The organism is Paractinoplanes rishiriensis, assembly GCF_016862375.1.
Classification (GTDB): domain Bacteria; phylum Actinomycetota; class Actinomycetes; order Mycobacteriales; family Micromonosporaceae; genus Actinoplanes; species Actinoplanes rishiriensis.
The window spans coordinates 1-5493 of record NZ_BOMV01000068.1 but is presented as its reverse complement, the minus strand read 5'-3'; the positions used below and the strand labels follow the sequence as shown (position 1 = coordinate 5493).

General features: G+C 73.7%; 6 protein-coding genes. 3 read left to right on the top strand and 3 right to left on the bottom strand.

Annotated elements, in window-relative coordinates; genetic code table 11:
• The first annotated feature begins 183 nt into the window (after positions 1–183).
• Both Ari01nite_RS31960 and Ari01nite_RS31955 read left to right on the top strand, forming a co-directional pair.
• A complete protein-coding gene (locus tag Ari01nite_RS31960; protein WP_438872254.1) occupies positions 184–1206 on the top strand; it encodes a LacI family DNA-binding transcriptional regulator in 1023 nt (340 codons plus the stop codon).
• Between the two features lie 259 nt (positions 1207–1465).
• Entirely contained in the window at positions 1466–2050 is a 585-nt protein-coding gene (locus Ari01nite_RS31955) for a DUF3455 domain-containing protein (RefSeq protein ID WP_203785960.1), read from the top strand.
• Positions 2051–2094: 44 nt separating this feature from the next.
• Here Ari01nite_RS31955 and Ari01nite_RS31950 read toward each other — a convergent pair whose 3' ends face one another.
• Genes Ari01nite_RS31950 through Ari01nite_RS31940 form a run of 3 tightly spaced genes read right to left on the bottom strand, consistent with a single transcriptional unit; the run spans position 2095 to position 5268 of the window.
• Positions 2095–3285 carry a VMAP-C domain-containing protein gene (locus Ari01nite_RS31950; RefSeq protein WP_203785959.1) on the bottom strand — a complete coding sequence of 397 codons (1191 nt, stop codon included), beginning with the start codon at positions 3283–3285 and terminating at the stop codon, positions 2095–2097.
• Positions 3282–4583 carry a CHAT domain-containing protein gene (locus tag Ari01nite_RS31945; RefSeq protein ID WP_203785958.1) on the bottom strand — a complete coding sequence of 434 codons (1302 nt, stop codon included), beginning with the start codon at positions 4581–4583 and terminating at the stop codon, positions 3282–3284. The genes Ari01nite_RS31950 and Ari01nite_RS31945 overlap by 4 nt, the downstream gene beginning before the upstream one ends.
• On the bottom strand, positions 4576–5268 hold the full coding sequence (locus Ari01nite_RS31940) for a hypothetical protein (RefSeq protein WP_203785957.1): 693 nt from the start codon (positions 5266–5268) through the stop codon (positions 4576–4578). Before Ari01nite_RS31940 ends, Ari01nite_RS31945 begins: the two co-directional genes overlap by 8 nt.
• Between Ari01nite_RS31940 and Ari01nite_RS31935 the strand changes: the two genes are divergently transcribed.
• A partial coding sequence (locus tag Ari01nite_RS31935) for a hypothetical protein (protein ID WP_203785956.1) occupies positions 5258–5493 on the top strand: 236 nt, incomplete at its 3' end. The genes Ari01nite_RS31940 and Ari01nite_RS31935 overlap by 11 nt on opposite strands.

Genomic DNA, 5493 nt, shown 5'->3' with positions numbered 1-5493 from the left:
CCGCCACGGCGGCCAGCCCGCGGAAGAGGGTCATATCGGTACCCCTAGGGAAGGAGGACGGGTCGAGGAAACGGCAAGGAAAACGATTGCCCTCGCACGCTAGGGAGCCTCTTGCGGCTGTGTCAAGGGGAAGTTACCGTTCTGAAAGTCGGGACCGGAAACGGGGAGGAAACGCTGGGCGCCATCCAGAAAGCAGACCGGGCCGCCACCATCAGCGAGGTTGCGGCGCTGGCCGGCGTCTCACCCGGCACGGCGTCCAAGGCGTTGAACGGCCGCGGCGCGCTGCGCCCGGAAACCCGGCAGCGGGTGCAGGCCGCCGCCGAGCAACTCGGTTTCGTCGCCAACGCCGCCGCCCGCAGCCTGCAGGCCGGCCGCACCTACACGGTCGGCATGATCACCACGGACAGCATCGGCCGGTTCAGCATCCCGCTGCTGATCGGCGCCGAGGACGCGCTCGGCGCCGGCCAGGTCTCGGTCTTCCTGTGCGACGCCCGCGACGACCCGATCCGCGAGCAGTATTACCTGCGCACGCTGCTGGGCCGCCAGGTCGACGGCATCATCGTGACCGGCCGCCGCACCCAGGCCCGTCCGCCGATCGGCGCCGCCGTCCCGGTCCCGGTGGTCTACGCGTTCATCTCCTCCGCCGACCCCCGGGACTGCTCGGTGGTCCCCGACGAGGCCGACGGCGCCCGCCGGGCCGTGGAACATCTGCTGGCCGTCGGTCGCCGCCGCATCGCCCACGTGACCGGCCCCGAACACCACCACTCCGCCACCATCCGGGCCGACGCCACCCTGAAGTCGATCGCCACCGCCGGTCTGGAACCCGCCGCTCCGGTCCTGTTCGGCGAGTGGAGCGAGGCGTGGGGCCGCCAGGCCGCCGGCATCCTGCTGTCCACCGGCGCCGAGGTGGACGCCGTCTTCTGCGGCAGCGACCAGATCGCGCGGGGCCTGGCCGAGACGTTCCAGGAGGCCGGCCGGAGCATCCCCGGCGACGTAGCGCTGGTCGGCTTCGACAATTGGGACATCATGGTCGACGGCTGCCGACCGGCCCTGACCAGCATTGACATGGACCTTGAGGGCATCGGCCGCACCGCCGCCGAACTCCTGCTGGCGGCCATCAACGGCAATCCCGCGCACGGCCGCCACGCGCTCCCCGGCCGCCTGATCCCGCGCGCCTCCACCGCCGTAACTTCCAAAAACCTTTGAAAGTACGCTCGAACACGAGTCCCGTCCGAGCAGTTCGAGCTAGGTGCCGGCGCACGGCCGTCCGCCCGCTGCGGCACCTTCCGAACTTGCTGGTAGCGGCCGACGCAGGATGCATTCTCAAGATCTGCTCTGACCGTTCGGCCGAGGCCGTGAAGCCGAACGGTCAGGAACCAAGTTGATCTAGATCGGACCGGCCCGGCGGTCCGTGAGTGGGGTGGGTGGGAAGGGAACCCACCGAAATTTTGTCAGGGGGAAACACATGTTCAACCACACTCGCTCCATCCTGCGCGCGTTCGCGGTCATCGGGGTGACCGGCGCGTTCCTCGCGGTCGGCGGGGCCGCGCAGGCGAAACCAGCCAAGGACGCGGCGGCGAGCGGCCTCAGCGCGGCGGCCATCTCGCTGATCCCCGAGGCGATCCGGCCACCCGCCGGCTCGCGCCCGGTCGGCGCCTGGCTCGTCGCGAGCGGCACCCAGACGTACACCTGCGTGGTTGCCGCGGGCGCCACCACGGGCGCGTTCACCGGCGGCTCGGTGCCGGAGGCGCAGCTGATCGGCACCGCCGGCAAGATCCACCACTTCGGCGGCCCGAGCTGGCAGTCCGTGAAGGACGGTTCGCTGGTGACCGCGGTCCGCGAGGCCGGCGTGCCGCGTGAGGGCACCATCCAGGAACTGCTGCTGAAGGTCGACAAGCGCACCGGCAAGGGCATCCTGAGCAAGTCCGACTACATCAACCGCCTCTACACCTCCGGCGGCGTCGCACCCACCGGCAGCTGCACGGCCGGCCAGACCGCGACTGTCAACTACGGCGCCCTCTACGTCTTCTGGGACGCCCCGAACGTCTGACCCGCACGGGCCGGGGGCGCCGATGCGGCGGCCCCGGCCCGCGGTCACTCCTCGGCGGGCGGGAACATCAGGAACGGCTCGGCCCGCGGCAGCATCGCCTCGCGCGCCAGCAGGGCCACGTCCCAACCGTCGGAGCGCCACCGCCGCACCGCCTCGGCCCACTGGCCGAAAGTCTGCTCGGGCTCAGCAGCGACCAGGTCCTTGAAGGCTTCGAGGCGAGCCGGCTGCCGGCTCCACAGCACGCCGGGCGCTCCGGCCCGAAGGGCCGTCACCGCGGCGTCCGGGTGCGCGTCGCCCGGGGCCGCCATCGCCACCAGGGCCGGTCTACCCATCTCGATCCGGACGACCAGTGCGGCCGTCGGCCGCTCGGAATCCAGGAAGACGACCGGCATCGCCTGGGTGGCCTGCCACCGGTCCCTCGCCACCACATCGCCGCCGAGCGCGACCGTCACCACCACCGGATAGGTCCGGCCGATCTCGGTGGGGAGTCCGGTCGTCAGCGCCAGGCACCGCTCGAACGGTATGCCGGACAGGTTGGGCGGCACCACGAACTCGACGAGCAGGTCCGCCGCGCCGATCCGGTCCAGCGCCTCCTCCAAATGAACGCCGCCGACCGCCATGACCTCCGCGGACGGAACCGGCGCCGGCTCGTCCGCGACCGTCCACCGCTGCTCGTCGAGCATGAGTTCGGTCGTCACGAAGGCTCGCCGCGGGTTCAGCATGTCGGATTCGACGCGGACCGACACCAGGGCCCGGCGAGGCTCGCTCCCGGACTCCGGCTCCGGCGGCATCTCCGCGGGCCGCTCCGGCGCCGGCCGCTCCGGCACCCGACCGGAACCGCCGCCGGTCAGCACCGTCGACTCGCCCCCGCCGGCCGCCTCGCTGACCGTCAGCGGTAGCCGTTCGGTGCGGACCGGCACCCCGCGCCGCGTCGCCACGGTCAGCACGAGGCCGACGTCCGCGGCCGTTCGCTCGGGTGTCACGAGATACCGCGCCGGGCCGTAGCTCCCGCCGAACCGGTGCACCACCACGGTCGGCGTGTCCACCGCCTCGACCCGCAGGCCGGGCGTGCCGGCGAGCAGGCAGAGCAGGCCCACCTCCTCGTCGTCGTACGGCCAGCCCGGCGGGTCGCCGGCGATCTGCAGGTCCACCTCGACCAGGTAGGGCTGGCCCACGACCGCGTGCCGCGGCCAGCGCACCACGGGTTCGAGCAGCAGCTGGACCGGCGCCGTCATGGCCGGGCCTCGCCGTCGAGCCGCAGCGTGGTCAGCGGACTGCCGAAGAACAGGTACATGAACCCGTAGAAGAACGGGAGCAGTGCGGCGGCGGTGGCGTCGTCGTCGCCCAGCGGAAGTTCCCCGCCCTTCGGTGCCACGCTCTGCCGGTATTCCTGCAGGATGCGGGCCACCGGCCGGTCCGGCGTCGCCCGGATCCGGCCGAGCAGGTCACGGACCACCGCCTGCGCGGCCGGTTCCTGGACCGCGCCGCTCGCGCCGAGGAAGCCACCGGCGCCGGCCCGCAGGAAGATCTCGGTGAATCCGGCCAGGGCGTTCTCGCCGAGGTCGGCGGAGGCGTCCACCATCCGGGCCGAGTGGCAGGCGTTCAGGAACACCAGCGGGCGCGCGCCGGCCAGGCCGGGCAGCCCGCGCCCGTCCAGGTCGCCGACGCTGATCGTGCCGTCGAGCCGGAAACCGAAGTAGTCGTCGGCGTAGTCGCCGTGACAGGCCACGTAGATCAGGCCGACCCCGTCGCTCTCGCCGCTGTCATCGAGGCTGGTGATCAGGTCGGCGAGTGTCTCGCGGCGGACCGCGCCGAGGGACTCCATCAACGCCTTGTCCGGCTGCATGGCCTCGTCGGCGGCGACGTAGGCGAGGACGGTCCCGGCGCAGGCGACCGGCTCGACCGGGCCGGGCACGGCGTTGTCCGCCGTGGTGACCACCTTCGTCCAGCGCACCACGGTCGCGGCGCAGCCCAGCCAGTCGGCGGCCAGCGCCGGTCCTTGCGGACCGGCCCGCTGCCGGCCGAGAAAGAACATCTCCCAGGGCAGGTCGTGGTCGGTGTAGTCCCAGATCACCAGGGTGAGCTGGCGGGGGTGCTGGCGGCGCAGCCGGCTGAGCCACTCGGTGAGCGCCGCCTTCTGCTGCGACCAGCCCACCATGCGTTTCAGGGTCCGGGTGGGCCGCTCGCCGCCGGCCCGGGCGTCGCGGGAAACCCGGCGGCCCAGCGGGAGCGGATCCGGGCGTACGTGCTCCGGCTCCTCGTTGCGGCGCTTGTAGTGCGGTTCCAGGTCGCCGCAGCAGCAGTTGCCGATCAGCCGGAACATCTGTCCACCCAGGCCCGGCAGCACGATCAACTGCGCGGTTCCCGGCGGCAGCCCGGCGAACGGGTCGGCCGGCGCCGCGCCGAGCCCGGTGGCCGGTCCGGCGGCGGGCACCTGGTCCCGGGCGTCGGTGCCCGGCCGGGCTTCCACGGTGACCGGTGGCGGGCCCCCGCCGAACAGGTACTGCCGGGTCGGGCTGACCGGCTCAGCCATCGCCACCGCCGGGTCGCACGACGGTGGCGCCCAGACTGGCGGCCAGCCGGCGCAGGATGCTCTCGTGCGCGACGGCCGGCGGCGCGAGCAGCACAGCGCCGACTCGCTGGAGCGACCGGATGCCGCGGGCACTGGCCAGCGCGTCCCGGACGCCCTCCGCCCCGGCCCGATCCGGCAGCTGCCCGGCCTCACTGGCCGCCCGCGGCACGTTACCCAGGCCGTCCGTCAGCACCACGAGAAATCCGTTCGCCCGCGCGTGCCGATCGCGACGCAACGCCCGGCGCAGCGCTGTCGCGGCCAGGTCGAGCCCGTGCGCCAGCGGAGTGGCCCGGCCGGCGGCCCGGGTCAGCACGGCGTCCATGCGTGGGTCGAGCACGCCGGCGAGACGCAGCGAGGTGGCCCGGGCCTCGGCCGGTGCGCCGGCCGCACCGACCTCGATCACATCGACCGGGCTGCGGCTCGCGTAGGCAGCGCGCAGGTACGGCGCCAGAGCCGCACCCCAGTCCCACCCGCGGCGGCAGGTGTGGTCGATGACCAGCACCAGGTGCCGCCGCGCGGTCCGGTCCCGCCGGTACTGCCGCAGGTCGTCCCGCCGGACGTGCAACCCGTGCCGGCCGTCCGGGGCGAAGTGCTCCGGGCAGCGTGCGCGCTGGTGTTTCACAGCCTCCAGGAGCGTGGCGACCACCGCGATGTCCTTCGTGCCCAGCGCCGGCGCGGTGCGGGTGCGCCGCACCCCCGGCGCCGACCGTATTCCCGGCCGTTCCGGCCGCCGGGTCGCCGGCGCGGCCGTCGGCGGCGGTGCTGCGTCCGGCTCCGCCTCCTGGTCCGCGGCCGCCGCCCGCAGGTCCGGCCCGAGGCGCCGGGCCCGGCTGCGTACCGGACCGCCCGGTGCCGGTGCCGGTGTGGCGGG

What these genes read in the sequence shown, in the direction of transcription:
- Ari01nite_RS31955 (WP_203785960.1), top strand. Translation starts at nt 1,466, where the DNA reads ATGTTCAACCACACTCGCTCCATCCTGCGCGCGTTCGCGGTCATCGGG.
- Ari01nite_RS31950 (WP_203785959.1), bottom strand. Translation starts at nt 3,285, where the DNA reads ATGACGGCGCCGGTCCAGCTGCTGCTCGAACCCGTGGTGCGCTGGCCG.
- Ari01nite_RS31945 (WP_203785958.1), bottom strand. Translation starts at nt 4,583, where the DNA reads ATGGCTGAGCCGGTCAGCCCGACCCGGCAGTACCTGTTCGGCGGGGGC.